This is a genomic window from Deinococcus sp. KSM4-11, assembly GCF_004801415.1.
Taxonomy (GTDB): domain Bacteria; phylum Deinococcota; class Deinococci; order Deinococcales; family Deinococcaceae; genus Deinococcus.
Window position 1 is genome coordinate 1 of the sequence record NZ_SSNX01000001.1, and the last position, 26,169, is coordinate 26,169.

General features: G+C 69.3%; 23 protein-coding genes. 13 read left to right on the forward strand and 10 right to left on the reverse strand.

The features are described 5' to 3' along the window. The coding region (locus E7T09_RS21770) for a hypothetical protein (protein ID WP_168734629.1) at positions 1 to 431 on the reverse strand (431 nt) is incomplete at its 3' end. Positions 432 to 462: 31 nt separating this feature from the next. Here E7T09_RS21770 and E7T09_RS00010 point away from each other — a divergent pair. Then, positions 463 to 1,287 (forward strand): DMT family transporter, encoded by an 825-nt coding sequence (locus E7T09_RS00010; RefSeq protein ID WP_240741533.1) that lies wholly within the window; start codon positions 463 to 465, stop codon positions 1,285 to 1,287. An 88-nt stretch (positions 1,288 to 1,375) separates the two neighbouring features. Here E7T09_RS00010 and E7T09_RS00015 read toward each other — a convergent pair whose 3' ends face one another. Then, positions 1,376 to 3,409, reverse strand: a complete 2,034-nt coding sequence (locus tag E7T09_RS00015) for a GGDEF and EAL domain-containing protein (protein ID WP_136387114.1) — start codon at positions 3,407 to 3,409, stop codon at positions 1,376 to 1,378. Positions 3,410 to 3,472: 63 nt separating this feature from the next. Further along, positions 3,473 to 5,464, reverse strand: coding sequence for a S9 family peptidase (locus tag E7T09_RS00020; protein WP_136387115.1), 1,992 nt, complete (start codon positions 5,462 to 5,464; stop codon positions 3,473 to 3,475). A gap of 257 nt (positions 5,465 to 5,721) precedes the next feature. Between E7T09_RS00020 and E7T09_RS00025 the strand changes: the two genes are divergently transcribed. From E7T09_RS00025 to E7T09_RS00045, 5 genes are all read left to right on the forward strand, one after another. Continuing rightward, positions 5,722 to 5,913, forward strand: coding sequence for a hypothetical protein (locus tag E7T09_RS00025; protein ID WP_136387116.1), 192 nt, complete (start codon positions 5,722 to 5,724; stop codon positions 5,911 to 5,913). Between the two features lie 118 nt (positions 5,914 to 6,031). Continuing rightward, the gene (locus E7T09_RS00030; protein WP_240741534.1) at positions 6,032 to 7,132 is read left to right on the forward strand and encodes a M20 family metallopeptidase; all 1,101 of its coding nucleotides are present in this window, start codon (positions 6,032 to 6,034) and stop codon (positions 7,130 to 7,132) included. Between the two features lie 202 nt (positions 7,133 to 7,334). Then, the gene (locus E7T09_RS00035; protein WP_136387117.1) at positions 7,335 to 9,476 is read left to right on the forward strand and encodes a GMC family oxidoreductase; all 2,142 of its coding nucleotides are present in this window, start codon (positions 7,335 to 7,337) and stop codon (positions 9,474 to 9,476) included. A gap of 89 nt (positions 9,477 to 9,565) precedes the next feature. Then, complete coding sequence (locus tag E7T09_RS00040) at positions 9,566 to 10,582, forward strand: aldo/keto reductase (RefSeq protein WP_136387118.1); 1,017 nt, start codon at positions 9,566 to 9,568, stop codon at positions 10,580 to 10,582. 262 nt (positions 10,583 to 10,844) lie between these two features. Beyond that, positions 10,845 to 11,141, forward strand: coding sequence for a hypothetical protein (locus E7T09_RS00045; protein ID WP_136387119.1), 297 nt, complete (start codon positions 10,845 to 10,847; stop codon positions 11,139 to 11,141). A 6-nt stretch (positions 11,142 to 11,147) separates the two neighbouring features. Here the strand turns inward: E7T09_RS00045 and E7T09_RS00050 are convergent, their stop codons facing one another. Continuing rightward, positions 11,148 to 11,843 (reverse strand): PIG-L deacetylase family protein, encoded by a 696-nt coding sequence (locus E7T09_RS00050; protein WP_136387120.1) that lies wholly within the window; start codon positions 11,841 to 11,843, stop codon positions 11,148 to 11,150. Between the two features lie 145 nt (positions 11,844 to 11,988). On the opposite strand from E7T09_RS00050, the gene E7T09_RS00055 reads away from it, so the two are divergent. From E7T09_RS00055 to E7T09_RS00075, 5 genes are all read left to right on the forward strand, one after another. Beyond that, positions 11,989 to 12,999 carry a GNAT family N-acetyltransferase gene (locus E7T09_RS00055; protein WP_136387121.1) on the forward strand — a complete coding sequence of 337 codons (1,011 nt, stop codon included), beginning with the start codon at positions 11,989 to 11,991 and terminating at the stop codon, positions 12,997 to 12,999. Continuing rightward, the gene (locus tag E7T09_RS00060; protein WP_136387122.1) at positions 12,996 to 13,973 is read left to right on the forward strand and encodes a GNAT family N-acetyltransferase; all 978 of its coding nucleotides are present in this window, start codon (positions 12,996 to 12,998) and stop codon (positions 13,971 to 13,973) included. The genes E7T09_RS00055 and E7T09_RS00060 overlap by 4 nt, the downstream gene beginning before the upstream one ends. Before the next feature lie 152 nt (positions 13,974 to 14,125). Beyond that, on the forward strand, positions 14,126 to 15,082 hold the full coding sequence (locus E7T09_RS00065) for a GNAT family N-acetyltransferase (RefSeq protein ID WP_136387123.1): 957 nt from the start codon (positions 14,126 to 14,128) through the stop codon (positions 15,080 to 15,082). A 1-nt stretch (position 15,083) separates the two neighbouring features. Further along, positions 15,084 to 15,842 (forward strand): arginase, encoded by a 759-nt coding sequence (locus tag E7T09_RS00070; RefSeq protein WP_240741535.1) that lies wholly within the window; start codon positions 15,084 to 15,086, stop codon positions 15,840 to 15,842. Then, positions 15,839 to 16,354, forward strand: a complete 516-nt coding sequence (locus E7T09_RS00075) for a hypothetical protein (protein ID WP_136387124.1) — start codon at positions 15,839 to 15,841, stop codon at positions 16,352 to 16,354. Before E7T09_RS00070 ends, E7T09_RS00075 begins: the two co-directional genes overlap by 4 nt. Before the next feature lie 110 nt (positions 16,355 to 16,464). On the opposite strand, the gene E7T09_RS00080 is transcribed toward E7T09_RS00075, so the two are convergent. Together E7T09_RS00080 and E7T09_RS00085 are read right to left on the reverse strand one after the other, a co-directional pair. After that, on the reverse strand, positions 16,465 to 17,199 hold the full coding sequence (locus E7T09_RS00080) for a ribonuclease H (protein ID WP_136387125.1): 735 nt from the start codon (positions 17,197 to 17,199) through the stop codon (positions 16,465 to 16,467). 21 nt (positions 17,200 to 17,220) lie between these two features. Further along, positions 17,221 to 17,421 carry an XRE family transcriptional regulator gene (locus tag E7T09_RS00085; protein WP_136387126.1) on the reverse strand — a complete coding sequence of 67 codons (201 nt, stop codon included), beginning with the start codon at positions 17,419 to 17,421 and terminating at the stop codon, positions 17,221 to 17,223. A 47-nt stretch (positions 17,422 to 17,468) separates the two neighbouring features. Between E7T09_RS00085 and pyrE the strand changes: the two genes are divergently transcribed. Continuing rightward, the gene (pyrE, locus tag E7T09_RS00090) at positions 17,469 to 18,029 is read left to right on the forward strand and encodes an orotate phosphoribosyltransferase (protein ID WP_136387127.1); all 561 of its coding nucleotides are present in this window, start codon (positions 17,469 to 17,471) and stop codon (positions 18,027 to 18,029) included. A 218-nt stretch (positions 18,030 to 18,247) separates the two neighbouring features. Here the strand turns inward: pyrE and E7T09_RS00095 are convergent, their stop codons facing one another. The 3 genes from E7T09_RS00095 to E7T09_RS00105 all read right to left on the reverse strand — a co-directional run bounded on the left by E7T09_RS00095 (position 18,248) and on the right by E7T09_RS00105 (position 22,729). Continuing rightward, positions 18,248 to 20,056: an ABC transporter ATP-binding protein gene (locus E7T09_RS00095; protein WP_136387128.1), complete on the reverse strand. Its 1,809-nt coding sequence runs from the start codon at positions 20,054 to 20,056 to the stop codon at positions 18,248 to 18,250. Continuing rightward, complete coding sequence (locus tag E7T09_RS00100) at positions 20,053 to 21,855, reverse strand: ABC transporter ATP-binding protein (RefSeq protein WP_240741536.1); 1,803 nt, start codon at positions 21,853 to 21,855, stop codon at positions 20,053 to 20,055. Before E7T09_RS00100 ends, E7T09_RS00095 begins: the two co-directional genes overlap by 4 nt. A 124-nt stretch (positions 21,856 to 21,979) precedes the next feature. Then, positions 21,980 to 22,729 carry a peptidylprolyl isomerase gene (locus E7T09_RS00105; protein WP_136387129.1) on the reverse strand — a complete coding sequence of 250 codons (750 nt, stop codon included), beginning with the start codon at positions 22,727 to 22,729 and terminating at the stop codon, positions 21,980 to 21,982. A gap of 78 nt (positions 22,730 to 22,807) precedes the next feature. Here E7T09_RS00105 and cmk point away from each other — a divergent pair, with 78 nt between their 5' ends. Continuing rightward, positions 22,808 to 23,461, forward strand: a complete 654-nt coding sequence (gene cmk / locus E7T09_RS00110) for a (d)CMP kinase (RefSeq protein WP_136387130.1) — start codon at positions 22,808 to 22,810, stop codon at positions 23,459 to 23,461. Between the two features lie 71 nt (positions 23,462 to 23,532). Here cmk and E7T09_RS00115 read toward each other — a convergent pair whose 3' ends face one another. After that, positions 23,533 to 26,151 (reverse strand): S8 family serine peptidase, encoded by a 2,619-nt coding sequence (locus E7T09_RS00115; RefSeq protein ID WP_136387131.1) that lies wholly within the window; start codon positions 26,149 to 26,151, stop codon positions 23,533 to 23,535. Between the last annotated feature and the right edge of the window lie 18 nt (positions 26,152 to 26,169).

The following is a 26,169-nucleotide window of genomic DNA, read 5'->3' on the forward strand; positions in this document are numbered from 1 at the left end:
GTGGGTACCAGGGCGGTGGCGACCGTGGCGGTCAGGGTGGCGGCTTCCGTCCCCGTGAAGACCGTGGTGGGTACCAGGGCGGTGGCGACCGTGGTGGTCAGGGTGGCGGCTTCCGTCCGCGTGAAGACCGTGGCGGGTACCAGGGTGGTGGCGACCGTGGTGGTCAGGGCGGCGGCTTCCGTCCCCGTGAAGACCGTGGCAGCTTCGGTGACCGCGAGTTCCGCCCGCGCGACGCGGCTCCCCGCGAGGCGGCCCCGAGTGGTGACGACCGTCCGCGCGCCCGGCCTGATCGCGGCTGGAGCAACACGCCGCGCCGCGACGACGAATAACCAGAGCTGGCTCATGGCGCCCACGGTGCTGTGAACCTTCAGGCCCGGCCGGGTGGCGATGTCCACCGGCCGGGCTTCTTCGTGCGCCACGCGGTCAGGCATCCGCTACACTCGGCAGCCTGATGGAGGGCCGGTGCTGAATCCCACCCTGAGCGGGCTGTTGTCGGCGGCCACCTACGGCCTGGGCGATTTTCTCTCGGGTCTTGCCAGCCGCCGTGATCCGCCGCTGCGGGTGGTGGCGCTCACGCACCCATTGAGTGCGGTGGCCATGCTGCTGCTCGCCTGGGGCCTGGGCCAGCCTCTGCCCGCCGTGGCCGAGCTCCTGTGGGGCGCGGCGGCTGGACTGGCGGGCCTGATCGCGGTGCTGGCCTTCTACCGGGCGCTCGCGCTGGGGCCGATGGGCGTGGTGTCGGTGGGCGCAGGGGCACTGTCGGCCCTCGTGCCGGTCGTGGTGGGCGTGTTCGGCGGCGAGGTGCTGGGCGTGTGGGGCTGGCTGGGCGCGGTGGGCATCCTGGCGGGCACCGCGCTGCTGGGCTGGCCGGCAGCAGGGGAGACGTCCGGGCGGGGCGTGCCGCTGGGCCTGCTGGCCGGGGTGGGCTTCGGCGTGTTCTTCGTGCTGCTGGCGCAGGCGCAGGGAGGCGGAGTGTTCTGGGTGCTGGGGGCCGCCCGTGTGGCGAGTTCCCTGGTCGCCGTACCGCTTGCGGCCGCCACGGTGGGATTGCGACCGCGCGGGCCGGGCCTGATCCTCGCGTCGGCCCCTGGCGACACGCTGGGGAACGTGTTCTACCTGCTGGCCGTCCAGGGTGGGCCGCTGGCGGTGGGGGCACTCCTTACCAGTCTGTATCCAGCGATCACGACGCTGCTGGCGGTCAGCGTGCTGCGCGAGCAGTTGCGCGCTCCGCAGTGGGTGGGCGTGGTGCTCTCCCTGGGTGGCGCAGCTCTGCTCGCCCGGCCCTGATTCCCTTTCAGGCGGAGAGGTGACATCGGCTCCGTCTGCTCAGCCCCGAAGTTGATCTGGAGAGCGGTGAATTGCTGTGGTGGGCTGGCTACGACTGGCCGCGGTGGGCCATGCCCACACCCTCGGCCGGGGCGGGCGCACCCGGCAGATTCAGTTCGACCGGGAAGGAAGTGCCGAAACCGGGTGTCGGGCGGCCCAGCAGGTACCCCTGGGCGCAGCGGGCTCCCAGTCGCCACGCGTGCCGGAGGCTCGCCACGGACTCGATCCCCTCGACGATCACGGTCACGCCCGATTCGCGGGCGTAGGCCATGATGGCGGCCAGCACGGCATTCGAGGTGGTGTCCATGGGTGCGGCCACCACGATGCTGCGGTCGATCTTCACGAAGTCCACCGGCATGCAGCGCAGCATCTCCAGCCCGGCGTTGCCCGCGCCCACGTCGTCCAGCGCCAGTCGGAAGCCGGCGGCGCGCAGGGCCGCAGCCTGCTGAAGCACGGCGGGAAGGTTCCCGGTGCTGCGCTCCGTGATCTCGATCACGACACGCTGTGGCGGCAGACCGGCGGCCTTCACGTCCCGCAGGAGCTGTTCGGCCAGCGGGGTCTCCTGATCCAGGGTCTGTGGAGAGAGGTTCAGGAACAGCAGCGAGCCCTGGGGCAGCTCCGCGGTGCGCGCCAGGATCGTGTGCAGACACTGCCGGTCGAGTTCCGCTCCTCGGTGAACGCGGGCGGCCACGTCGAACAGTTCCTGCGGCCCCCGGAAGCCGGAGTCCGCCGACGGGCGGGCGAGAGCCTCGAAGGCCATGGGCGCCTCGGAGGCGTGGCCCTGGCCCCCCAGTCCCCAGATCGGCTGGAACTCCACGTCCAGCGCACCGCAGCTGAGCAGGTCGCGCAGGGCGTCTACCTGTCCCTGCCCCAGCAGGCTGGCGCGGTCTTCGATCTCCTTGAAGGTCACCACGCGGTTGCGGCCCCGCCGTTTGGCGGCCCGCAGGGCCTGGTCTGCCTGCTGGTGCAGGTCGTCGGGTGAGATCGTACCGGACGTGGTCGTGGTGAGCCCCACGCTGATCGTCGGCAGGTGCCCGGCCGCCAGCGACGTGCGCAGGTCGTCGAGGGCGGCCCTCGCCTGATCGGACGGCAGCGGCAGCAGCAGCGCGAACTCATCTCCGCCCACGCGGTAGGACCGGCCTGGGAAGCCCATGCCCAGCAGATGTCCCACATCGGACAGGACGGAATCGCCGTGCAGGTGTCCGCCCCGGTCGTTGATGCTCTTGAACTCGTCCAGATCCAGGCGGGCCAGGGTCAGGGCCGTGCCGTCGAGCGCTCCCAGACGGATGGCGGCGCCCAGGCCCTCCTGGAAGGAGCGGTGGTTGCCCAGGGCCGTGAGCGGATCCGTGATCGCCTCGGCGCGCAGGCGGTTCATGGTCGTCTCGGTCGCGTAATCCAGGCGCTGCTGATGGCGCTGCATGAGGCGCCACAGGAGCACCAGGATGCCCATGCCCGCGAGGAACACCAGCGGCGCGAGCAGTGCCAGGGTGTCCTGCAGGCGGATCAGGCGGGCCAGCTGGGCCCTGGAGGCCACGCGGTGCGTGCGTGCGGCGGCGTCCAGCTGCGTTTCGAGCTGCGTGAACACCGGGTCGACCATGATGCGGTCGATGTTGTTCACGTGGACGGCGTCGTGCGTGCGGACGGCGGGAAACAGGGCAGAGTGCACGGCATTCACATACTGGCCGTGCAGGCTGACCAGGCGGTCGAGGCCCTGCCGTTCGTCCGGGCTGCTGTTGGTGACGGCCGCGCGGATCACCATCAGGACGGTGCGGCCGGCCTTGGCGTGCTGCGCCAGGATGTCCGGCCCCGGCTCCAGGCGGTATTTGCGTTCCAGGGACTCCTCGGTTCCTACCCAGTAGCGCGCTTTCTGGTACAGGTCACTCTGCCGGACGCTGCGGCTCACCGCGTGGGTCAGGGTGCTCGACTGCAGTGCGGTCAGCACGGCGAACAGGGCCATCGCCAGGAAGGTGACGGCCAGCGCGACCGGAATCACGCGGCGACCCTTGGTCTGGGGTGAGGGCAGCGCAGCGTCCACCGCGGATCCGCGCTGCGGTGGGACTGCGGTGCCGGGCTCTGACGGCATGCCCCGACTGTACGACAGCGGGTCTTACCCGTTCCTCACCTGCGCCTCGGCACAGGCGCCTCGTCAGTGGGCAGTATTCCCCAGCCAGCGGCCCAGCCAGTCCAGCGTTTCCTGCAGGCGAATCATGCGCCGGTCTGGACGACCGGAACGCGACAGTTCATGGTCCTCGCCGGGAAACCGCACGAAACGGGCAGGCACGCCCAGTTGCGTCAGCGCGGCGTACCACTGCTCGCCCTGCTCGATGGGGCAGCGGTGGTCGAGCACCGAGTGCACGATGAGGGTCGGCGTGCGGACGTCCTCCACGTACTGCAGGGGGCTCATGTCCCACAGTCGGGGCGTGTCGGCCCGCCGGTGCGCGCTCAGGCCCAGCTCGTCCTCCCAGAAGCGCAGGCCGATGTCCGAGGTGCCCGCGAAGCTGATCAGGTTGCAGATGCTGCGATCCGTGATGGCCGCCTGGAAGCGCGGGGTATGAGCCGTGATCCAGTTGGTCATGAACCCGCCGTAACTGCCGCCCATCACGGCGGTGCGCGTCCGGTCGAGGCGCGGAATCGCGTCCAGGCAGGTGTCGAAGAAGGCCAGCAGATCGTCCTGGTCGACGCTGCCCCACTGGCCGTGGATGGCGTCCACCCACGCCTGCCCGTACCCGATCGAGCCGCGCGGATTGCTGTAGCACACGCCGTAGCCCTGCGCGGCCAGCAGCTGGAACTCGTGCGTGAAGGCGTGCCCGTAATCCGTGTGTGGCCCGCCGTGGATGTTCAGCAGCGCCGGTGCCGGCGCGTCGCCGTCCGGCAGCAGCACCCAGCCCTCGCCCTCGCCCAGTGGCGTGGAGAAGGTCACGCGCTGCGGCGGTCGGGCAGGGAAGGGCAGACGGTCGTTCAGGGCGGTGACCGTGACGCCACTGAGCTCCACTTCCGGGAACGTATCCGCCGCTTCACGCAGCAGGGCCACGCCCGAGGCGTTCGCGGTGAAGGCGGCGATCACACCGTCTGGCCGGTGGTCGTGCGCCGTGACCCTTTCGTCCGAGCCGTCCAGGGTGGCGCGGAACAGGCCGCAGCTGCCGCGCACCGTCGAGCTGAACAGCATGGTCTGCCCGTCCAGCCACACCGGCCGCTCCGGCATGGCGCCCACGTGGCAGTCGCCGCCCACGGCATTGCCGACGGGATGGTCGTGCCCGGCGTCCAGGCGCAGCACCACCCCGTCGGGGCTGGTCACGTACAGGTGTGTGTGCTCGGTGTTGCCTTTCCCCTCGGGGCGACCCACCAGGGCGAAGCGCTCGCCATCCGGGTGCGGGACGACCGCCGTGATCGCCGAATTCCAGCGCGTCTGCTGGATAGGCTCTTCGTCTAATGGCAGGGCCCACACCTCCTGCTGCCAGTGCGCGGCCCGCAGGTCATCCGTAGAGCTCACGAACAGCACGCCCCGGCTGTCCGGCCGCCACGCGTACGCATTGATCGCCACGGCCGGAGCGTGCCACTCGGTCAGGGTGGCAGCCTGCACGTCATAGCGCCACAGGCGGGCGGGCCGCTCCGGCAGCCAGTCCTGGCCGTTGAAGCGGTAGCGGGGCCGGGTGATGACGCGCGCCTCGCCCCGTTCGTCCCGCCGGTCCTCATCGTCGCCCACGCTCAGGAACGACAAAAAACGGCCGTCCGGACTCCACTGCACGTCCTGCGCAGGGTTCTTCAGGTGGGTCAGACGCGTGGCCTCGCCCCCTGACAGCGGGAGCAGGTGCAGCTGTCCCTTCAGGCCCCCGCCGTCTCGCACGAAGGCCAAGTGCGTTCCGTCCGGCGACCAGCGCGGCGACGTGTCGCGCCCTTCGCCCGCCGTGATGGCCCGCGCCGCGCCGTCCCCGGCCAGCCAGATGTGGGCCCTGTAGCGGGGCCGCGCGAAGGTCGGCTCCGGCTTCAGCGGGTCTTCTTCCTCGACCCGTGAGAGTACGAAGGCAACGTGGCGGCCGTCCGGACTGATCTGCGGATCCGACGGGAAGGCCAGGGCCAGCAGACTCTGCGGTGTGGGTCGGGCCGGTACGGTGGACGGCGACGCGGTCGTGGCGGTCATCCGCGCAGTCAAGCACGGGGGGCCTTCGCGATCATGATGCTTCACTCAAGAACAGATGACGGCGCTCCCATGGCCAGCCTATCCAGCCATGACATGGCCAGCTAGCATAGGAGTACCGGTATCGGCGGCCCAGTGTGCGGGCCACAATCAGTCCTTCGTTTCGACGGAGGGCGTTTGTTTCTGCATGGCAGCCACCGGTACGGCCACCCTGGCACGCCCTCTTCCCATCTCTGTTCGCCGACACTGGAGGTCTGCGCATGCACGAGCTGTCCTGCACCTGGGTTCCCGGTACCACCAACGTCGTCCGGCTTCGTTTCAACGGACGCACCATCGAGATGACCAGCACCCGCCTGAGCCGTATTTTCGGGCCGAAGGTGCTCGGTGACCTGTACCTCCGGGGCCGCGCCGTCCTGCGCGCCGACGCCGGCCAGGTCGCCCAGCTGACCTGAGTTCCTCGCTTTCCTCGCGCGCGCCAGGCTGAAGCTGGCGCGCGCCGGTTTTGTGTTGAGGCCGGCGCCGGCCAAAGGACGCCCCTCCCGCTCACGGGCGCGCAGTACGATGGCCTTTATGCTGTCCGACCTGAACGCGATGCTGTCCGACCTGCACGAACTGGTCCGTCTCGAATCCCCATCCAGCGACCCGATGGCGGTCGCCCGCGTGATGGACGTCGTGGAGGGCTGGGCCCGCGACCTGGGGGCCACCACCCGCGCCCTGCCTGGCGGCACCCGCTCCCTGTGCTTCGGAATGGACGAGGGGGGGGATGCCCGCCCGCTGCTGATCCTGATGCATGCCGACACCGTCTGGCCGACCGGCACCCTCGATCAGATGCCGTGGCGCCAGGAACATGACCGGCTGTATGGCCCCGGCACCTACGACATGAAGGGCGGCATTGTCGGGGCCTTCCATGCGCTGCGCGCCCTGGGCCGCCAGTGGCCGGCGGGCGGCATCCACGTCCTGCTGTCTCCGGACGAGGAAATCGGCAGCCTGAGCAGCCGCGCGCACATCGAGGCTGCCGCCCACGAGGCCCGCGCGGCCCTGGTGGTCGAGCCGCCCGTGGCGGATTCGCACAACCTGAAAACCGGCCGCAAGGGCACCGGCGGCTACTGGCTCACCCTGACCGGTATCGCCAGCCACGCCGGCAACAAACCCGCCGAGGGGGCCAGCGCCATCACCGCCGCCGCCGAGGCGATCCTGGCCATTCAGGCATTGGCCCGGCCGGACGTGGGCACCACGATCAGCGCCGGGGTCATTCGCGGCGGCAGCGCCATGAACGTCATCCCCGAGCGCTGCGCCGTCGAGTTCGACGTGCGCGTGAGCACCCTGGCGGAGGCGGAACGCGTGGACGCCGCCGTGCAGGCCTGGCGGCCCACAGATCAGCGCGTGGGGGTGGATCTGACCGGCGGTCTGAACCGCCCGCCCTTCGAGCAGGGCGAGGACACCACCCGGCTGTACGCGCGGGCCCGCGACATCGCCGCCTCACTGGGCTTCACGCTGGGCCACGAGAGCGTGGGGGGCGGCAGCGACGGCAACTTCACCGCACCCATCACGCCCACCCTGGACGGCCTGGGCGCACCCGGCGACGGCGCGCACGCCGCGCACGAGCACATCCGCCTGGATCGCTGGCCCGCGCACGTGCAGCTCCTGACCCGTCTGATCCAGACCCTCTGACCTGGACGGGGCTCTGGTTGCCCGGGAAGCGGGAGAGGCGCCTTCAGCGCAGCGCACCGGCAAGGATGACCTGTCTGTTCCGTGCGCGGCAGGAGGCCGGTAGACAGGCCTAGAGTGACCGCACCCAGGCTCAGCGGTACGGGGATCGGTCGGCCCACTGAGCCTGCCCTGACGTCCGGCCGCGTTGATGGAGGTTCACTGCATGACCGATGCCCCCGACCGTCCGACCCTGACCGCCCTGGTCGACTGCCTCATTCCCGCCGACGACTTTCCCTCCGGCTGGGAGGCGGGCGTGGGCAGCTTCCTGACCTCCATCTTTGGTCGCGAACTGCGCGAACGCCGGGCCGAGTTCGGGCGGGGCCTGGACGCGCTCGACGCGGAAGCGCAGGTTCGGCATGGCCGGGAGTTTGCCGGACTGACGGCTGCCGAGCAGCACGCCCTGGTCACGCAACTGCTGGACGGTGACGCGCGGACGGACTGGGGAGCCCTGACCGCCGCCGACTACCTGCAGTGGGTGATTCGGCTGTGCATGCAGGGGTACTACGGCGATCCCGGCAATGGCGGCAACCGGGACGGCGTGGCGTGGAGGATGCTCAACTACCGCCCCCTGCCGGACGGCGCCCACTGGCCGGAGATCGAGGATCGGCCGCCGACGCTCACGGGCTGGGACGACCTGCGGGAGCACTACGACGCGGTTTTGGTCGGCGCCGGGGCTGGGGGCGGCGTGGCGGCGTGCGTGCTGTCGGAAGCCGGGCACCGCGTGCTGCTGGTCGAGCGGGGGCCATGGCTGGGCACGCACGACCTGCGGGGCGATCACCTGCGCAGCGCCCGGCTGTCGCTGGGGTACGAGCCGGCCAGCGGCCCCCCGCTGCACGGGAACCCGCGCGTGGCCGCCGGGCCGGGCGGCGAGAGCGTGATCCTGCCCAGCGACCCGCGCTGGCTGAACAACGCCATGACCGTGGGCGGCGGCACCCGCGTGTACGGCGCGCAGGCGTGGCGCTTCTCGCCCGAGGATTTCCGCATGGCGAGCACCTATGGGGTGCCGGAGGGCAGCACCCTGGCCGACTGGCCGATCACCTACGAGGATCTGGAACCCGACTATGACCGCGCTGAGTGGGAACTGGGCGTGTCCGGCGACCCGGCTGGGAACGTCTGCGCCGGGCCACGGCAGCGGGGCTACCCCATGCCGCCCCTGTCGCCCAACGGGAACGTGCGTGTGCTGGCGACGGGTGCACTGGCGCTGGGCCTGAAGACCTCGCCGGTGCCGCTGCTGATCAACTCCGTGCCGTACGGCGGGCGCGGCGCGTGCCTGCAATGCGGGGCCTGCGTGGGCTTCGGCTGTCCTGGTGAATTCAAGAACGATACGCGCAACACGGTGATTCCCCGTGCGCTCGCCACCGGCCGCTGCGACGTGCTCAGCGGCGTGCAGGTCGAGCGGGTCACCACGGACGACGCCGGGAAGGTCACGGGCGTCGCGCTGGTGACCGCACAGGACGGCGCCGTGCGGCGGCGCGAGATCGGCGCCGGTCAGGTGCTGCTTGGGGCGGGCGCGATCGAGACGGCGCGCCTGCTGCTGAACAGCGCCACCGCGCAGGAACCCACCGGCCTGGGCAACACGCACGATCAGGTGGGCCGGCACCTGCAGGGGCACGTATATGCCGGAGCCTTCGCCGTGTTCGATCAGCCCGTGCAGGACAGCCGTGGTCCAGGCCCCAGCATCGCCACGAACGATTTCCGGCATGGCAACCCGGGCATCGTGGGGGGGGCCATGCTCGCCAACGACTTCGTGCCCATGCCGCTGTGGATCTACTCGCTGCTCACGACCCTGACGCCCGCGCTGCCCACTTGGGGTCTGGCGTGCAAGCAGGCCCTGCGCGACCTGTACCCCCGTCTGGCGCTGGTGTTCGGCCCGGTGCAGGAGGTGCCGAATCCGGACGCCCGCGTGACCATCGACCCCGGAGTACGGGACGCGCTCGGGATTCCTGTCGTGCGGATCAGCGGGAACATCCACCCGGAAGACCGCAGAACGGCGGCGTTCATCTCGGCTCAGGCTGTGGAGTGGGTGAAGGCCAGCGGGGCCACGCAGGTCATCCCGCTGATCATGGCCCCGGCCGATGGGCCCAGCGGCGGGCAGCACCAGGCGGGAACCTGCCGCATGGGGAACGATCCCCGCACCTCAGTCACGGACGCCTGGGGCCGGGTCTGGGGGCATGAGAACCTGCATCTGGTGGACGGCTCACTGCACGTCACCAACGGCGGCGTGAACCCGGTGCTCACCATCCTGGCGCTGGCGTACCGGGTCAGCCGGCAGGTGGCGGAGCGCATGAACGCCGGGCCGGGCTGAGCCACGCCCGTTCTGCGGTGCTGGACACCTGCAGGGCGGGCCGTGCCATCATGCGAAACGTTCACATTGCTTTCCCCGGAGGTTTTGCCATGACCACGTACCGTCAGCTGGGCCGCAGCGGCCTGCACCTGTTTCCCCTGGGCCTGGGCACTATGCAGTTCGGCTGGTCCGCCGACGAGGCCGCCTCGCAGCCGATCCTCGACCGCTACTACGAGGTGGGCGGGAATTTCATCGACACCGCCGACATCTACACCATGTGGACGGCCGGCAATCCCGGCGGCATCTCCGAGGAGATCATCGGCCGCTGGATGAAAGCGCGCGGCAACCGCGACGACCTGGTCGTCGCCACCAAGGTGCGCGGCGCGATGGGCGAGTTCGGCGTGGAGGGCCGCAGCAGCATCAAGCAGCGCGAGGGCCTGTCGCGCCGCTGGATCCTGAAGGCCTGCGAGGACAGCCTGCGCCGCCTCCAGACCGACCACATCGACCTGTACCAGGTGCACTGGATCGACGCGCACACGCCCATCGAGGAGACCCTCTCGGCCCTCACGGACCTCGTGCGGCGCGGGTACGTGCGCTACATCGGGTGCAGCAACTACAGCGCATGGCGGCTGATGCAGGCCCTCTGGACGAGCGACGCCCGCCACCTGGAGAGCTTCGTGAGCATCCAGCCGGAGTACTCGCTGCTGTCGCCCACCCGCGCGAACTTCGAGCGTGAACTCCAGCGGGTGTGCGTGGAATACGGCCTGGGCGTGGTGCCGTGGAGTCCGCTGGGCGGCGGCCTGCTGACCGGCAAATACCGGCGGGGCCAGTCCCTGCCCGACTCCGTGCGGGCCGGCGAGGCGGGCCAGCGGCTGACCGAACACAACGACGCTGTGATCGGCACCCTGGAGACGGTGGCCTCGCGGCACGGCGCCAAGCCCGCGCAGGTGGCCCTGGCGTGGCTGCTCCAGACGCCCGCCATGACCGCACCCATCGTCGGCGCGAACTCGGTGGCGCAGCTCGATGACCTGCTCGGCACCCTCACGCTGACCCTGACGTCAGAGGACGTGGCCGAGATCGACAAAGCCAGCGACTGGGAGCGCGCCCGCACCGAACTCGAACGCTGACCGGACGGCCGGACGCGGATCCACCGTGGCCGTGCGGGTCAGGGCGGGCGTGGTGGCCTGGGCTTCCGTTCGCAGCGGGTGAGGCGACCCGCCCTGTGGCTGTCGTCCACCTTGACGCGCTCCTGTTCATGGGGAGCGCTTCCTGACCCTCTGCGGTCGGTCTGAAGCCGGAGCGCCTTTACAATGAGGCACCACCGTCTACTGCACCGGGACGACAGCTGCCCGTGCTGCCCGCCGCGCCGCCCTGGCCAGAGGTCTTTGCATGTTCAATCTGTTCCGCAAGAAAGCCGCCAACCCCTATGTGAAGCAGGACGACCAGCAGACCTTCCGCGTGCGCGTCCGCACCCGCCCGCACGGGGATGTGGTCGAGTTCCGCTTCACGAAAAGCGCCCACATCGGCATCGACGACGACGGCAACCACATCTTCCGCAAGCCCGTGGTGTCGTCCGAGCATTTCGACAAGGGAGAGTTGACCGTCCACTTCGACCGCAATTACACGGTGACCGGCACCGACGGCGAGAACGTGGACTTCATCCCGGTTCGCGAGTGGGAGGACTGACCCTCCTCAGCTGAGGCCGACCTCATGGAAGGTCTCGGTCATGATCCGCTGCGGGAACTTCCGGATGAAATCCACGGTGCTCAGCGCCTGGGTGCGGTGGCACGCGATCGCCTGCAACTTACGCGTGATGAACGGCGAGACGTCGTGGCGGGTATTGGGCTTCAGCCACAGGGCCAGCAGTTCCTCGTTCTCTGGCGGAATGTCGCTGGCGTAGTACCACAGCCGGGGCCGCTCGGGTTCCGGCACACGGTCCCACGCGGCCCTCGCGAGCCGGTGCGTGGTTACGTGATCCGGGTGCCCGTTGCTGCCGTTCGGCGGGAAGGTCAGCAGGATTTCCGGGCGGTAGGTGGTCAGGGCGCGATGGGCGACCTCGACCAGCGTCTCGAAGGGTTCGTCGATCAGGTGCTTGTCCGGAAAGTGGTGGTGCTCGAACACGCTGCCCTGTGCCCTGGCGGCGGGCGTCGTGAGTCCGATCACATCCAGCGCGGCGCTCAATTCCACCTCGCGAAGCCGGGCGAGTTCCTCCGGCGTGTTGCACAGACCCAGGGTACGCCCGGCCTCGCCGCGCGTCAGGGTGACCAGTCCGCAGGGCTCGCCGGCCTCCAGGTACCCCATCAGCGTGCCGGACGCGCCGTACACCTCGTCGTCGGGGTGGGGCACGATCAGGAGCAGTTTCAGGCGGGCGTCGGTCGCGTGACTCATGCCCAGGAGGATAGTCCAGCACGAGAGAATGGTGCACCCGCGCCACCGGCCCTCATTGGAGGTCGGACGAGCGGGTCGTGCCGGCCGACGGGCATAAGCCCATAGGCAGATGCGCGACCCCGGCGGATCGGGTCACGATGACGCCATGACTGCCCCTGAACTGAACGCGACCTTCACGCTCCGTGAGCCGCGATTGCCCGCCGATTACGCCCCGATGGCCGAGGTACTGACCCTGTGCCACCAGGAGTGGCCGGTCAACGCCGAGGATCTGGAACGCGATGACAGAACCCGCGATCCGAAGATGTTCCGCACGCAGGTGGTGGCCGAGCAGGACGGCCGGATCGTGGGCGTCGCGGGCTTCGGACATGACGACCGCTCCTTCGAGGAATGGCGCTACTGGGGCGGCGTGAACGTGCACCCGGACGCGCGTGGCCAGGGCATCGGGACGGCTCTGTACGACGAGCTGATGCGCCGGGCCACGGCCCGCGGCGCGCGGGAACTGCGCGCGGGCAGCAGCGACCAGCCGAACGATGTGCCTGGCCGGGCCTTCCTGGAAAAACGCGGGTGGTCGGCCGCCTGGGAACGCTACGAATCCCAGATCGACACCCGGACGCTCGACCTCGCGGCCCTGGGCGACCTGCTCAAGGCCGTGGAGGCGGACGGTGTGCAGCTCAAGTCCCTGACGGATCTGGCCGGTGATCCTGAACGGAACCGCAAGCTGTGGGAACTCGACTGGCTGCTCTTTCAGGACGTGCCGATGGGTACCGTCTTCACGAAGAAGACCATGGAGCAGTGGGTCACGGAGGAACTCGACGATCCGCATCTGGCTCCCGAGTTGTCCTTCGTGGCCGTGCGTCCCGGCGCGGACGATCCCCTGACGGGCGAGTACGTGGGCTACTCCACGCTGGGCCAGAGTTCCCCCGGCGTGTACTACATCGGGATGACCGGCGTGCTGCGCTCCGAGCGGGGCAAGGGCATCGCCAAGGCGCTGAAGGTCGCCGCCATGCGCGCCCTGCAACACGCTGGGGGCGGCGTGATCAAGACCTTCAACGACCCGCCGAACAAGGCCATGCTCGGCATGAACGCCGCGCTGGGCTTCGAGCGCACCGCCACCCGCTACCGCTACGAACTCCACCTGGACGGCGAACAGCCATGACGGCCGCCTCTACCCTGGTCATCCGCGAGACGACGGACGCGGATATTGCTGACATGGCGCGGATCATGAGTGAGGTCAACCCCGCCCACCCCTGGACGCCAGAAGCCCTGGCACACGAGATCGAGTTCCTGCAGTCGCACCCGCTGGGCCTGCACCTGGCGCAGTGGATCGCCGTGCAGTACGCGCAGCCGGTCGCCACGGCTGCCGCGCTGCAATTCGCCGGCATGTACCACCCGGATCGCTACCACGCGGAGGTCATGGTGCTGCCAAGTGCGGGCCGGCACGGGATCGGCACGCGGCTCGCGGACGTGCTGGACGCCCACCTGAGGCAACGTGGAGCGCGCGAGGTGCTGGCCGGCGCGTACGAGAACCACCCGCACGCGCTGGCGTTCCTGACGAGGCGTGGCTTCACGGAGGCCATGCGCTTCTGGGACAACGTCCTTGATCTGCGCGGCTTCGACCTCCAGGCCTGGGCCGAGCAGGCGCTGGTGCCGGACGGCGTGCGCGTTCTGAGCTATGCGCAACTGGTCGCCGAACTCGGCCCGGACGCCGCCCTGACCGCCTTCTACGAGGGATTCAAGGAGGCCCGCGAGGACGTGCCCCGCACCGGCGAGGTGACCCCGTTGACCCCCGAGGACTTCCAGAAACGCCAGGAGAATCCGTCCGTGTATCCGGAGGCCCAGCTGCTCGCGGTCACGGATCACGGCGAGGTCGTGGCCGTCTCGGAACTGTGGCGCGCGCAGAACGACCCGCAGCGCCTGGACACCGGCCTGACCGGCACTCGGCGGGCCTGGCGGCGCCGGGGTCTGGCGCTGGCGCTGAAACTCGCCGCGATCCGCGTGGCCCTCTCGCAGGGCGTCACCGAGATCTGGACGGGAAACGCGACCACCAACGCGCCGATGCTCGCCATCAACGACCGCCTCGGCTTCCGCACCCGCCCCGCGTTCATCGAGATGAAATGGGGCGGCGTGTGACCCAGGCCGCCCCGCTCGGACTCCTGCTGAAGAGGACAGAGCGGGCTGATGTCTGGGGAAGGCCCCGGCGGTTGGTTGCATGGCATCCTGATGGTTCTGCAACGTCGGCCCGGCGTTCCGGATCGTTTCGAACTCACCCGTAAGGAACCCGCATGCCACTGACTGTCCGCCCTGTCCTGGATCACGAGTGGGACGACGCTGCCCGCGCGTACTCGGCCGCCCATCCGCAGGAGCCGTACAGCGGCGCCGACCTGCGCAAACGCCACCGCGAGCAGCAGGACTGGAACTACACAGCGGCCACGCTGGTCGCCGTGGATGGCCCCGAGGTGGTCGGGATGGGCAGCTACTACCAGAATCCCGGCGCGTACCACAAGGATCGGTACACCCTCGACTTGGGGGTGCTCCCGGAGCGTCAACGGCAGGGCGTGGGCGGGGCGCTCTGGGCGGCGCTGGACGCGCAACTGATCGCACACGGCGCGGAGTCCATCCGCGTGCTGGCGCGCGAGGACCATCCCACCGCGCCGGGCTTCCTGGGTCGGCGGGGCTTCGTGGGCGGTAAACGGTACTTCACGAGCGCGCTCGACGTGACGGCCTTCGACGCCACGCCCTACGCCTCCACCCTGGCCGCCGTGGCCGCGCAGGGCATCACGATCCTCAGCCTGAGCGACCTGCGCGCCGCCGGGACGCCCGATCTGGAGGCCCGCCTGCACGCCCTGATGAGCGATGTGCGCCGTGACGTGCCCCGCAGCGAACCTGCCACGCCCCTGGCGTTCCAGGTGTTCGAGGAGGCCGTGCTGGGCGACCCCGGTTTGATTCCGGACGCGTATCTGGTCGCCGCGCATGCGGAACAGTTCATCGGTCAGACGGCGCTGTTCTCGTCTGACGTCAGCGACACCCTGTACACCGGTCTGACCGGTGTCACCGCCGCGTGGCGGGGCCGGGGCGTGGCCACTGCCTTGAAGGTGCGGGCCGCCGGTGTCGCCCGGATCAGGGGGGCGCCCACCATCCGCACCGACAACGCCAGCGACAATGCCCCCATGCTGGCCGTGAACGACCGCCTGGGCTTCGTGCGCGATCCTGCGTCCATCAGCTACCAGCGGGTCTACTGAGATGCTGCTCAGTATCGACTGGGACGCCTTTTCTGGAACGCGGGAACTGGTGTTTGACGCGCCCATCTGGGGCACCCGTGACCGCCCGCACGACCGGCTGGATGCGTGGTGGACTCGAACCCTCAAACGCGGCGGCAGCACCTGGGCGGCCCTGGACGCCGACTACCCGCTGTACCCCGGCTGGGAGGCCATCGGCACGTACGTGGACGTGCCCGCCTTCGTCGCCCTGAGCCACGCGGACGCCTGGACGTGGCTCCAGCAGTTCCCCGGTGAGGACGTCCTGAACATCGATTCCCACCATGACCTCGCCAGTTTCAGCGGCGATCCCCGTCGGGTGCGGCCCGGCAACTGGGCGGGCCTGGGCCTGGAGGCCGGGCTGATCCGCACCTATACCTGCTTGTACCCCACGTGGCATGAGCACCTGCCGGTCGCGGAAGGCTTCGACCTCGACCGAACCCGCGCGGAGCTGGGCGCCCTGCTGTTACCGGATGTTTGTGCGCGCACGACCCTGCGGCGGCAGGCCACGCCGCTCGACGGATGGCCAGAGGCGAGAGATGTACAGGCCCTGCTGCTGGTGCAGTCGCCCGCCTGGACGAACCCGGCGCACGATCCGGTCTTCATGGAAGTGGCCTGGGGGGTGGGGGCGGCCCCCATCACGGAGCCCCTGTCGCGGCCTGCCCCCTGTACTGCCGGTCAGGTTCGGGCCTACAATCACGTCACGACCCCGCCCGCCCACGCCCCACAGGAGACACCGACGTGACCAGCACCAGCGAACCCCAGACTGCTCCCGTCGCCTTCCAGGTGGGTGTGTTCGCGCTCGTCCAGCATCAGGGCACCTACCTGATCGTCCGGCACCACAAACCCATGCTGCCCGGCGGCTCCCAGAGCCTGCCTGGCCTGCTGCTTGAGGTGCCCGCCGGGAACAACATCATCGAGATGCACCTGCGCCGCGCGCTGCTGTCCCAGGTGGGCATCGCGGTCAGCGACCTGCGACTGGTCGGGTCGCATGCCGGACGGGGCGTGCAGAGCGGCAACGGTGACGCCCGGCTGAACCTGATCTTCGGCACGCAGTACTGCTCGGGCATCCTGAACCCCCAGCCCGACAAGCTGGCGAGCGCCGAATGGCTGCCCAGCCACGAGTTCGGCGAGTACAGCGGCTCGCCCGAATGGCTGCAATCTGCCATCCGCGAATTCGAGACCGTGACCCTGACCCCGGGAAGCCGCCCACCCGGCACGCCCAAGACGTCCTTCTTCCGCCGCCGTCAGGGCTGACACCACCATCCACCGCGCGCCCAGATTTCTGGGCGCGCGGTTCGTGCCACGGGTGACAGGTGCGGCCATCTGCCACCCGTGACGGGCACCCGGCAGCCGTCTGCAGGAAATCACGAGGCTAGGAACTCCACCTGCACGCCACTCGCATCGGCCACCTGCCGCGCCGCTCGCAACTGCGACTGCGCGCCCAGCCGCAGGGCCCGCTCCGGCCGGCGCCACAACGCCTGGGCCACCCGGCTCGCCCGCCGCACCACCAGCGACTCGCCCGGGTGCGCCAGCCCCACGGCCGCCATCAGTGCCTGCGCGCTCGGCGGCACCTCCGACGCGAGATCCAGCGGCACCAGCGCCGTCACGCGCTCCCCGGCCCGCCGCAGACTCACGCGCGCCTCCGCCCAGCCCGGCCGGTGCTCGATCAGCACGTCCGCCTGCACGCCGACCGGGGTGCCGACCAGACCACGCCGCGCCTCGTTCGCCAGCTCGTGTGCGGTCAGCATGTGCCGCCGCGTCCGGGGCGCGTACCCCACCCGCAGCGCCACCCCACGCTCCTGTGCGGCCTCCATTACTTCCCGCGCCTCGCCATGCAGCAACTCCGGCCCGCGACCCCGTCCCACTGCCGCGATCACCGCCTCGTTGTCCGTGTGCACCGTCAGCGCTTCCTCGGGCGGGGCCAGCCGCACGGCCTCCAGCACGGCCCGCACCTCGGCCAGATTGTTGTCCGGCGAATCCAGTTGCCCCTGGTAGCGCGCCGGCAGCGCCCCCGGCGTGATCAACACCAGCCCCCAGCCGCCCACCCCGGAGCCGTCCGGCAGCTCATGCCAGCTGGCATCCACGAACGCATGGTTCATGTCCTCACCCCCACGCGCCCGTTACAGCGTGATATCCAACCGCCGCTCCAGCACGGCCCGCGCCTTCTGATGCAGGCTGCGCGGATCGAAGTCCCCGCGCTCCAGCGCCCGCAGCAGCGCCAGCTCCAAGCCTGCCTCGTGCGCCAGTTCCTCCAGCCCGATCCCCAGCAGCTGACGACGCACCCGCACCACCACCGCCCCCGGAAACGGAACCGACTCCATACCCCACCATGCCACGCCACGCGTGTCCACAATGGAATAATCACCGCATGGACGTCCTCAAGCTCTACCAGGAAGCCGGCGCATACCACGAAGGGCACTTCCTGCTCGCCTCGGGCCGCCACAGCCCCAAATTCCTCCAGAGCACCACCCTGCTGCAACACCCGCACCTCACCGAACAGGTCGGTCAGGCCCTCGCTCAGAAGCTCGCCGACGCTGGCTTCACCGCCGACTTCATCATCGGCCCCGCCATGGGCGGCGTGGTGCTGGCCTACGAGGTCGCCCGGCATCTGCACACCCGGGCCATCTTCGCCGAGAAGGACGGCCAGGGCGGCATGAAGATCCGCGAGGCCTTCAGCATCGGAGAAGGGGAGACCTTCATTGCCGTCGAGGACGTCCTGACCACGGGCGGCAGCGTCCTGAAAGCCGTCCTGGCCGCCGAGAAAGCGGGCGGGCAATGTGCCGCGATCGCCTGCATCGTGGATCGGCGGACGCAGGACGGGCCTCTCAGCGGGTATCCGCTGGTGTCGCTCACGCGTCTGGTGTTCGATACGTATCCTCCAGACGCTGTGCCGACGTGGCTGGCGGAGATTCCCTTGCAGGAGATTTAGGGTTCGTCTTGGGTGGCCCCACCCCCTAGCCCCAGAGGGGCAGGGGGAGTAGCGCTGCGCTGGGCATGTGGTCGCTGTTGTCGTCCGGCTGGCCCTGGCGGTGGCTTCGTTCGCTTGGGCGGCGTCCCCGCCACCTGCGTTCACGTCGTCACCGCCCGCGCGCTGCGCGCCCGACGGCATTCGGTGGGCGCGCAGGGTGGGACGCTTCGCTTCTTTGCTTACCCCACGTCTTCCGCCCACAGGGCGCGCATTTCCTCGCTGCGTTCCAGCAGGTCGTCGAGGGTGCCCTCGTCCACAATTTTTCCGTGCTGCATGAGCAGGATCCGGTCCGCACGGGTCAGGGCGGCGCGGCGGTGGCTGACCACCAGACAGGTGGCGTCGGTCTCGGTGAACAGGCCGTCCCACAGTTGCGCCTCGGTACGGGCATCCAGGGCACTGGATACATCGTCGAAGACGAGCAGGTCGGCGTCGCGGGCGAGCATACGGGCCACCGCCGTGCGCTGCACCTGCCCGCCGGAGAGTTTCACGCCGCGTGCCCCGACGGGTGTGTCGAGGCCCTGCGGAAGCTGCGCGAGATCCGGTTCGAGCACGGCGAGGCGCACAGCGCGGCCCAGGCGGTGTTCGTCCTGGCCGCTCAGGACGTTCTCGCGCAGGCTGTCGCTGAACAGGCCTGGGAGCTGGGCCGTGTACGCGCTGCGGGGTGGGACGAGGAAGGTGGCGGCGTCGTCGACCGTCTGCCCGTTCCACTGCACGCTGCCGCTCTGGGCGGGCATCAGGCCCAGCAGGGCGCGCAGCAGGGTGCTCTTGCCGCTGCCGATGCGGCCGGTGACGACCACGAACTCGCCGCGCCGCACCGTGAAGGTAGCGTCCTGTACGCCCAGGCCGCTGGCGTGCATGGCGGTCAGGTGCGCCACGCGCAGTTCCTCCAGCGGCAGGGCGGGCGGAGCGGCGGGGGGAGCGCTGGGCTCGCCGCTGAGGAAGGCGTCGTGATGCTCGACGATCTTCGTATCTGGCGCATCCTGGAGCAGGCGGGTCATGCGGTCGTAGCTGACCCCGGTGCGGCGGTGCCGGGCAATGGCGTCGCCGAAGAAGCCCATGCTGCCGGTCAGGCGGGGCAGCAAGCCGATGAACAGCACGAAATCCGCGATGTCCAGCGCGCCGCCGCGCACCTTGTTCGCGCCGAGCAGCAGCACCAGACCCACGGCCAGGTTCACCATGTTCGTGTTCACGCCGCGGATCAGTTCCGTGAGCAGCACGTCACGCAGCGCGGCGTGGCGGCGCGTCTCGCCGAGACGCTTCAGGTGGGCAACCATGCCGTCCTCGCGGGCGGCGAGTTTCACGGCGCTCACGGCGTTGAAGGTCTCGCCGATGAAGTCGGTCACGCGGGCGGTCGCCTCGCGCATGCGGCGGCGGTACGTGCGGATGGTGGGCGACAGCCGCTGCACGAACGCGACCATCAGCAGCAGCGGCGCGCACACCAGCAGCGTGATCAGCGGATCGACGCGCGCCATCAGCGTGATCGCCACGATGGAGTACAGCACGAAGCCCGCACCGTCCACCCAGACTTCGGTGTAGCCGGCCACGTCGTCCACGTCGTCCCGGAAGCGGCTGACCGCCTCGGCGGGTGTGTCGGGCAGGCGGCGCGAGCGGGGCGCGGTCAGCAGGTAGCCCATCAGGTTGCGGCGCACCAGGGCGTCCAGCGTGTACCACAGCTCGATCCACGCGCGGAATCCCCCGTAGAAGATGCCGATGCGGCTGGAACGCACGAACGCGAACCATCCGACCGCGACCCACGCGGCGGCAATGGCCGGGTCGAGCGGCTGCCCGGCGACCTTGAGGCCCTCGGCGCGCTCCAGTGCCTGGAACAGCCGACTCACGGCCAGGGTCAGCAGCGCGGGCGACGCGTGAATCATGCCCCACATCAGCAGGTTGAACGCGAACAGCCAGGGTTTATACGCGAAGAGGCGCCGCGACAGCGCGAAGGTGCGCTCGCGGGTCGGTCTGGAGGCTGAGGGAACGGTCGTCATGCAAGCACCCCCTCGGCATCGTCCAGCACGCCGGCCCGGAGCAGTTCGGCGTAGTGGCTGCGCGGGTCGCGGGCCAGATGGGCGCGGTCGCCGTCCTCCAGCACGTGCCCGTCGCCAAGCACCAGAATCCGGTCGGCGCGGGCCACCGTATCGAGACGGTGGGCGATGATGATCGCGGTGCGCCCGGCGAGCAGGCGCGTCATGGCGGCCGTCAGCAGGCCCTCGGTGGCCGGGTCGAGGCGGCTGCTGGGCTCGTCGAGAATGATGACGGCCGGATCGAGCAGCATCACGCGCGCGAATGCCAGCAGCTGCGCCTCTCCGGCCGAGAGGCTGCCGGTGGGCAGGGGCGTGTGCACGCCGTTCTCCAGCCGGGCGAGCCAGGCGTCCAGCCCGACCTCGTGCAGGGCGGCCTCCACGCGGTCGTCGGGAATAGTGGGGTCGAAGAAGCTCAGGTTGTCTCGCACGCTCGCCTGGAAGAGCTGCACGTCCTGCGTGACGACCGCGACCCGCTGGCGCAGGGTTTTCAGGGGCACGTCCCGCACGTCCACGCCGCCCAGCGTGACCTGTCCGCCGGTGGCGTCGTACAGGCGCGACACGAGACGGGTGAGGGTCGTCTTGCCGCTGCCGGTTCGGCCCAGCAGGCCCACCGTCTGTCCGGCCGGCAGGACGAAGCTGACGTCATGCAGCACGCCGCGCGACTCGGGGTCGTCCGGGGTGTACGTGAACTCCACGTCGCGGAAGGCCAGGGCCAGCGCGCCGGCCGGGAGGGGCTGCGCACCGTCCACGATGCCGCTGCTCAGCGCGAGGATCTCGCCCACCCGGCCCAGGCTCGCGCCGGCCTTCTGCAACTCCTGAAGCTGCTGCGTGAGCTGGTCGATGGGTTCCTCGACCATGCTCATATACTGGTACATCAGGAAGGCGGTGCCCAGTGTGATTGCCCCGGCCGCGTACAGGCCCACGGCCGCCGCCAGGACACCCACGTACCCGACCGCGAACAGGATCATGCTCAGTTGCCACACCACGCTGCGCCGCCGCCACGAGCGGATCGAGCGGGTGAAGAACTCCCGCTGGGTGCGCAGGAAGGCGTTCAGATGGTGCCCCCCGGCTCCCAGCGCGCGGATGTCCTCCAGGCCCGAGAGGCGCTCCTCCACGAAGCCGAACAGTTTTGCGCTCGCCTCGCGTTCCTGGCGGGTGGGTTCCACGCCCAGCTTCCGCACGCGGTTCATGGCGGCCAGCGTGACCAGCGTGAACGCCGTGACACCCAGGCCCACGCGCCAGTCCACCCTGTAGAACATAAAAAGCGCGCCCGTGAGCAGCAGCGCCGCGCCGAACACGCGCACCGCGAACTGCGAGAAGAAATTGCTCAGCGCGGTCACGTCCCCGTCGATGCGTTCGATCATCTCGCCGGGCGTGCGTTCCTTGTGCTCACGCATGTCCAGCGACAGCAGGTGGGCCATCAGGTCGGCGCGCAGGCGGTTGGTGGCCGTCCAGCCGACCCGCGCGCCGACGAAGGTTGCGCTGGCGTTCAGCAGCTGAACGCCTACCGCCAGCCCGATGTAGATGCCCGCCAGCCGCACCAGCAGTCCCGGATCGGCCGCGCGGCCCAGCTTGGCGTTGTCCACGAAGCGGCTCAGGAGCTGCGGCAGCAGCAGGTTCAGGCCCACCGCGCCCAGCAGCAGCGCCGCGAGGCCCAGCACCTGCCATTTCAGCGGGCCCAGGTAGGTGCGCAGCACGCCCAGGGTGGAATGCCGGCCGGGAGAACTTCGGCCAGGCGTGTCGAGGTGAGGTTCGGCCATCATGCGTTCAGGCTAGAGCGTGCACGGGCATGGCGCATCCGCATAGTGGCGCATTCATGCGGAAAAACCCTCATGTAAGCGGCCGGAAGGGCGCAGTGCCACCCCTTCCGGCCCCGTGATCCTGCGCTCAGTTCTTGGTCAGGATCCGCACGCTGATGATCTGGTCGGCCACCGCGCCCGCGATGTCCGTGTTGTTCTGATCCATGGTGCGCGTCAGTTTCGGCAGCAGCGCGTCGCCCGTCACGACCTTCCCGAAGATGGTGTGCTTGCCGTTCAGGAACGTGGTGGGCACGAAGGTGATGAAGAACTGCGAGCCGTTCGTGGCCGGGCCGCTATTCGCCATGGCCAGGATGCCGGGCGAGTCGAAGGTCAGCTTCGTGCGGAATTCGTCCGCGAACTTGTAGCCGGGATCGCCCGTGCCCCACTCGGCCTTGGTGGCCATGTCCACGCTCTTGGGATCGCCCGTCTGGGCCATGAAGCCGTCGATCACGCGGTGGAACCGGATGCCGTCGAAGAAGTGGTTGCGGGCCAGGAACACGAAGTTGTTCACGGTGACCGGCGTTTCCTGCTCGTACAGGTCGGCCAGCAGCTGACCCTTGCTGGTGTCGATCAGCGCGTAGTAATCCTTACCGTCCTGGAGGGCGTAGTCCGGCTCAGATTTGAAAGTGCGCACCGGCTTGGCACTCAGGGGTGGCACCAGCGTGTACCCGGCCGGGATCGGCCCGGCCTTCGTCACGGCGGGCTTGGTCGTGGCGGGCGGCGTGGTGGTCGTGGTGTCCGGCTTGGTCGTGGACGGCGTGGTCGAGGTGTCCGCCGCCTTCTTCTGGCAGGCGGTCAGCGCGAGCAGCGCGGTGAGGATCAGGGCAGCGTGTTTCATGACCGTCCAAGTCTAGCGGCCCCGCGTGAGGGCGTACGGCCACCCAAAGGTGGGCGCAGGCGGCTACACTGCGCCCTGATGCAAGGACGCTCCGCCTCCGCCCCTTCCCAGATCGTCACCATCGACGGCGTGGCCGCCAGTGGCAAATCCAGCGTGTCCTCCGGCGTGGCCCGCGCTCTGGGCATTCCGTACCTCAGCAGTGGCCTGCTGTACCGTGCCGCGACCCTCCTCGCCTTGGAAGACGATGCCGACCTCAACGATGAACCGGCCGTCCTCGCCGCCCTGAAGACCCACCCGATCCGCCTGGAACCGCTCGCGGAAGGCAACCGCGTGTGGCAGGGAACACGCGACTTGACAGACGACCTGCACTCCACCCGCGTCGACCACGGCGTCAGCGTCGTGGCCGTGCTGCCCGGCGTGCGCGCCTGGGTCAACGAGCAGCTGCGGCAGGTGCCCCCGCCCTTTGTGGCCGAGGGCCGTGACATGGGCACGAACGTGTTCCCGCACTCCGCCGCGAAGTTCTACCTGACCGCCAGCCCCCGCGTCCGTGCCCAGCGCCGCGCGCAGGAACGCCCGGAAGACGTCGACGCCATTGAGGCCGCCCTGATCCGCCGGGATGACCTCGACCGCGTGCAGAGTGCCCCCGCCAAGGATGCCCATGTCATCGACACCGGGCCGCTCGACCTGGACGGGGTGATTCAGGCGATCCTGAAACGGGTTATGAAGGACTGAGCGAGTTCTGACCTTCGTCAAACAGGAGAGGCGGGCCGCACTGGCCCGCCTCTCCTGTTATGCCGCTCCGATCAGGGGCGAGCGACCTTGAATGACTGGCTGGTGTACGTCTCAGTGTCGGCCGGGTTGCTCGGATCACCCAGCGCCTTGAGCACCTTCAGGCGCAGTTTGTAGGTGCCGTTGGGCACGCTTGAACCGTCACTCAGGGTGCCGTCCCAGGGGATCTGGTAGTAATCCGCAGTGCTGGGGCTCCTGGACCAGTAGGGCTCCGTGAAGTAGTTGCCCACCGTGGCTCCGGTGCTGTTGAGCACGTCCATTCGGAGGGTGCGTGCCTGATGGTCAAGCACGAAATACACCAGTGGTAGATCCTGACCGGCCATCGTGAAGTCAATGGGCGTCGTGACCGGATCTGTTTCTGCGTAGGCGGTCTTCGTGCCGCTGTCATACAGGCCGGGATCATCAAGCACCTGAATGCTCTGGTAATCGCCCTTGAAGCCGCTGTAAGGAATGGTCATGTTGCTGCCCGCCGTGCTGCTCAGGGATAGGTAGCCGCCGTACTGCGACTTGTCCGGGGCACCACTGGGGGGTGTGACCACTACATTCAGTTCGGCTTCACCCATGGCGGGCACCGTGACCTGCACCGAACCGCCATCCACGCTGGTACCGTTCACACTCACCGTGGCGTACACCGTGCTGGGCTTGGGCGCCAGGGTCGTGCCTCCGAGCGTCAGGGCGGGCACGTGCGTTACGGTGAACACCTGCGCGGTCGCGCTGCTGTTCTTCAACACCACGACTTTGCTACGTGTGGTGAATGTGCTGCTGTCGCCCAGGCTGAGCTTCTCGGGCGTGGCCTGCACCGTGGAGTTGTACGCGCCCACGATGTTCACCATGCCGCCGCCCTGACGCTGCACGTAGTCTGGCGCGGCCGGATTCATGGTGCCGTCTGCGGCGCGGAAATAGCGCAGGGTAGCGGTGTTCATCAGCAGCGCGCGCATGTCCTTGGCGGCCAGGGACGGCCGTGCCTGCAACATCAGGGCGGCGGCACCGGCCACGTGCGGCGAGGCCATGGACGTCCCGCTGATCGTGTTGTACCCACTGGCGATCAGGCTCAGGGGCCACGTGCTCTTGATGTTCCCACCGGGCGCGGCGATGTCCGGCTTGAATTCCAGCTCTGGCGTCATCCCGTACGAGGAATAGGAGTCGATGGTGTTCGCGCTCGGGTTGTCGACCGTGGTGGTGCCTACGTTGAACTTCGCGGTGACGCCCGCCCCGATCAGGCCGTCAATCTTGGCGCCGTCCGTCGCGGAGATGGACACGACCGGAATGGTGATGGCCGGATCGCCGGCAGCCGGCACCACGGTCGGGGAGAGGTACCCGTAGGCGTTGTTGTACAGGATGACGGCGGCCGCGCCGGCCTTCTGGGCGTTGCTGGCCTTCTCGTAGAACGTGCAGCCGCCCCGCCGGATCAGGACAGCCTTGCCCGTCAGGCTGCCGGCCGGGAACGCTCCGCTGGCCGTGCAGCCGTCGTTCGTGGTGGCGGTGGTGCTGCCGGCCTTCTTGGTGATGGTCAGCGCGGTGGTGGTGCCGGGGGCAGGAGCGCCGTCGGCGGGCAAGTACCCGACCTTGCTGCCGTCGGGCGTGATGGTGAAGCTCGACAGGTCGAGTTTGGTGTTCCCCACGGACGCCACGGCGATCACGTTGTCGCCCGAGGCGGGAGTGCCCAGGGAATAGACTCCGCTCGCCCCGTCGTTCCCGGCCGAGATGGCCATCACGATGCCCTTCTTGACCATCCGGCTGGCGGCCTGGGCCAGCGGGGTCTCGGACCAGCCCCCAAACCCGCTGCCCAGGCTCATGTTCACCACGTTCATGCCGTCGGCGGTGGCCTTCTCCATAGCGAGCAGGATCACGTCGTCACCGCTGGTGCCGTCACAGCCGAAGATCTTGTACTCGCCGAAGCTCACGCCAGGGGCCACGCCCTTGTAGCCGGTGGTGGGATCGTTCCCGCCGATGATGCCCGACACGTGCGTGCCGTGCCCCGCGCAGTCGTTGGGCGTGGGATCGGGGTGGAGCACCAGGGCGTCGCCTGTCCCACCCGCGTCGTACTTGTCCCCCACGAAGTCGTACCCGGCCACGATGCGTCCTGTGAAGGCCGGGTGGCCCGCGTCGATGCCGGTGTCGATGACGCCGACCTTGACGCCTGCTCCTGTCAGACCGTATTCGTTCTGGGCGACATCGGCACCGATCATGCTTCCGGAATACACGTCGAGTGGCTGGAGGTTCAGCGGCTGCACCATGCCCTTGCGTGGATTGGCAACCATTTGTACCGGGTACACGCCGATCACGCCAGGAAGCGTGGAGATATGGTTCAGCTGCGTCTGCGTGGCCAGAACAGTGAATCCGTTGAAGAGCGTGTGGTAGCTCTGGAGTTCCTGATACTGGATGCCTCGCTGCGCAGCCTGGGCACGGAACGTGGCCTGTTGGCTGCCAATGCTCAGGCTGCTCAGAGAGGTGGGATCACCGGCAAGTTCCACAAACCACTTTTTCGGTGACAGGGCGGTGGTCATGTCCATGGTTGGACGCTGGCCCGTATGTGTGGCAGGGGTCGTGCTGGAGCGGGGAGTGCTGGAGCCACAGGCCCCGAGCAGCAGGGCCAGACTCATGGCGGACAGGATGGTGGCAGTGTTCTTCACGGACGGTTCTCCTTGAAT

Excerpts from the sequence above, each read along its gene's own strand:
- E7T09_RS00015 (WP_136387114.1), bottom strand. The coding sequence starts at position 3,409 with ATGCCGTCAGAGCCCGGCACCGCAGTCCCACCGCAGCGCGGATCCGCG.
- E7T09_RS00020 (WP_136387115.1), bottom strand. The coding sequence starts at position 5,464 with ATGACCGCCACGACCGCGTCGCCGTCCACCGTACCGGCCCGACCCACA.
- E7T09_RS00025 (WP_136387116.1), top strand. The coding sequence starts at position 5,722 with ATGCACGAGCTGTCCTGCACCTGGGTTCCCGGTACCACCAACGTCGTC.
- E7T09_RS00030 (WP_240741534.1), top strand. The coding sequence starts at position 6,032 with ATGCTGTCCGACCTGAACGCGATGCTGTCCGACCTGCACGAACTGGTC.
- E7T09_RS00035 (WP_136387117.1), top strand. The coding sequence starts at position 7,335 with ATGACCGATGCCCCCGACCGTCCGACCCTGACCGCCCTGGTCGACTGC.
- E7T09_RS00040 (WP_136387118.1), top strand. The coding sequence starts at position 9,566 with ATGACCACGTACCGTCAGCTGGGCCGCAGCGGCCTGCACCTGTTTCCC.
- E7T09_RS00045 (WP_136387119.1), top strand. The coding sequence starts at position 10,845 with ATGTTCAATCTGTTCCGCAAGAAAGCCGCCAACCCCTATGTGAAGCAG.
- E7T09_RS00050 (WP_136387120.1), bottom strand. The coding sequence starts at position 11,843 with ATGAGTCACGCGACCGACGCCCGCCTGAAACTGCTCCTGATCGTGCCC.
- E7T09_RS00055 (WP_136387121.1), top strand. The coding sequence starts at position 11,989 with ATGACTGCCCCTGAACTGAACGCGACCTTCACGCTCCGTGAGCCGCGA.
- E7T09_RS00060 (WP_136387122.1), top strand. The coding sequence starts at position 12,996 with ATGACGGCCGCCTCTACCCTGGTCATCCGCGAGACGACGGACGCGGAT.
- E7T09_RS00065 (WP_136387123.1), top strand. The coding sequence starts at position 14,126 with ATGCCACTGACTGTCCGCCCTGTCCTGGATCACGAGTGGGACGACGCT.
- E7T09_RS00070 (WP_240741535.1), top strand. The coding sequence starts at position 15,084 with ATGCTGCTCAGTATCGACTGGGACGCCTTTTCTGGAACGCGGGAACTG.
- E7T09_RS00080 (WP_136387125.1), bottom strand. The coding sequence starts at position 17,199 with ATGAACCATGCGTTCGTGGATGCCAGCTGGCATGAGCTGCCGGACGGC.
- E7T09_RS00085 (WP_136387126.1), bottom strand. The coding sequence starts at position 17,421 with ATGGAGTCGGTTCCGTTTCCGGGGGCGGTGGTGGTGCGGGTGCGTCGT.
- pyrE (WP_136387127.1), top strand. The coding sequence starts at position 17,469 with ATGGACGTCCTCAAGCTCTACCAGGAAGCCGGCGCATACCACGAAGGG.
- E7T09_RS00095 (WP_136387128.1), bottom strand. The coding sequence starts at position 20,056 with ATGACGACCGTTCCCTCAGCCTCCAGACCGACCCGCGAGCGCACCTTC.
- E7T09_RS00100 (WP_240741536.1), bottom strand. The coding sequence starts at position 21,855 with ATGATGGCCGAACCTCACCTCGACACGCCTGGCCGAAGTTCTCCCGGC.
- E7T09_RS00105 (WP_136387129.1), bottom strand. The coding sequence starts at position 22,729 with ATGAAACACGCTGCCCTGATCCTCACCGCGCTGCTCGCGCTGACCGCC.
- cmk (WP_136387130.1), top strand. The coding sequence starts at position 22,808 with ATGCAAGGACGCTCCGCCTCCGCCCCTTCCCAGATCGTCACCATCGAC.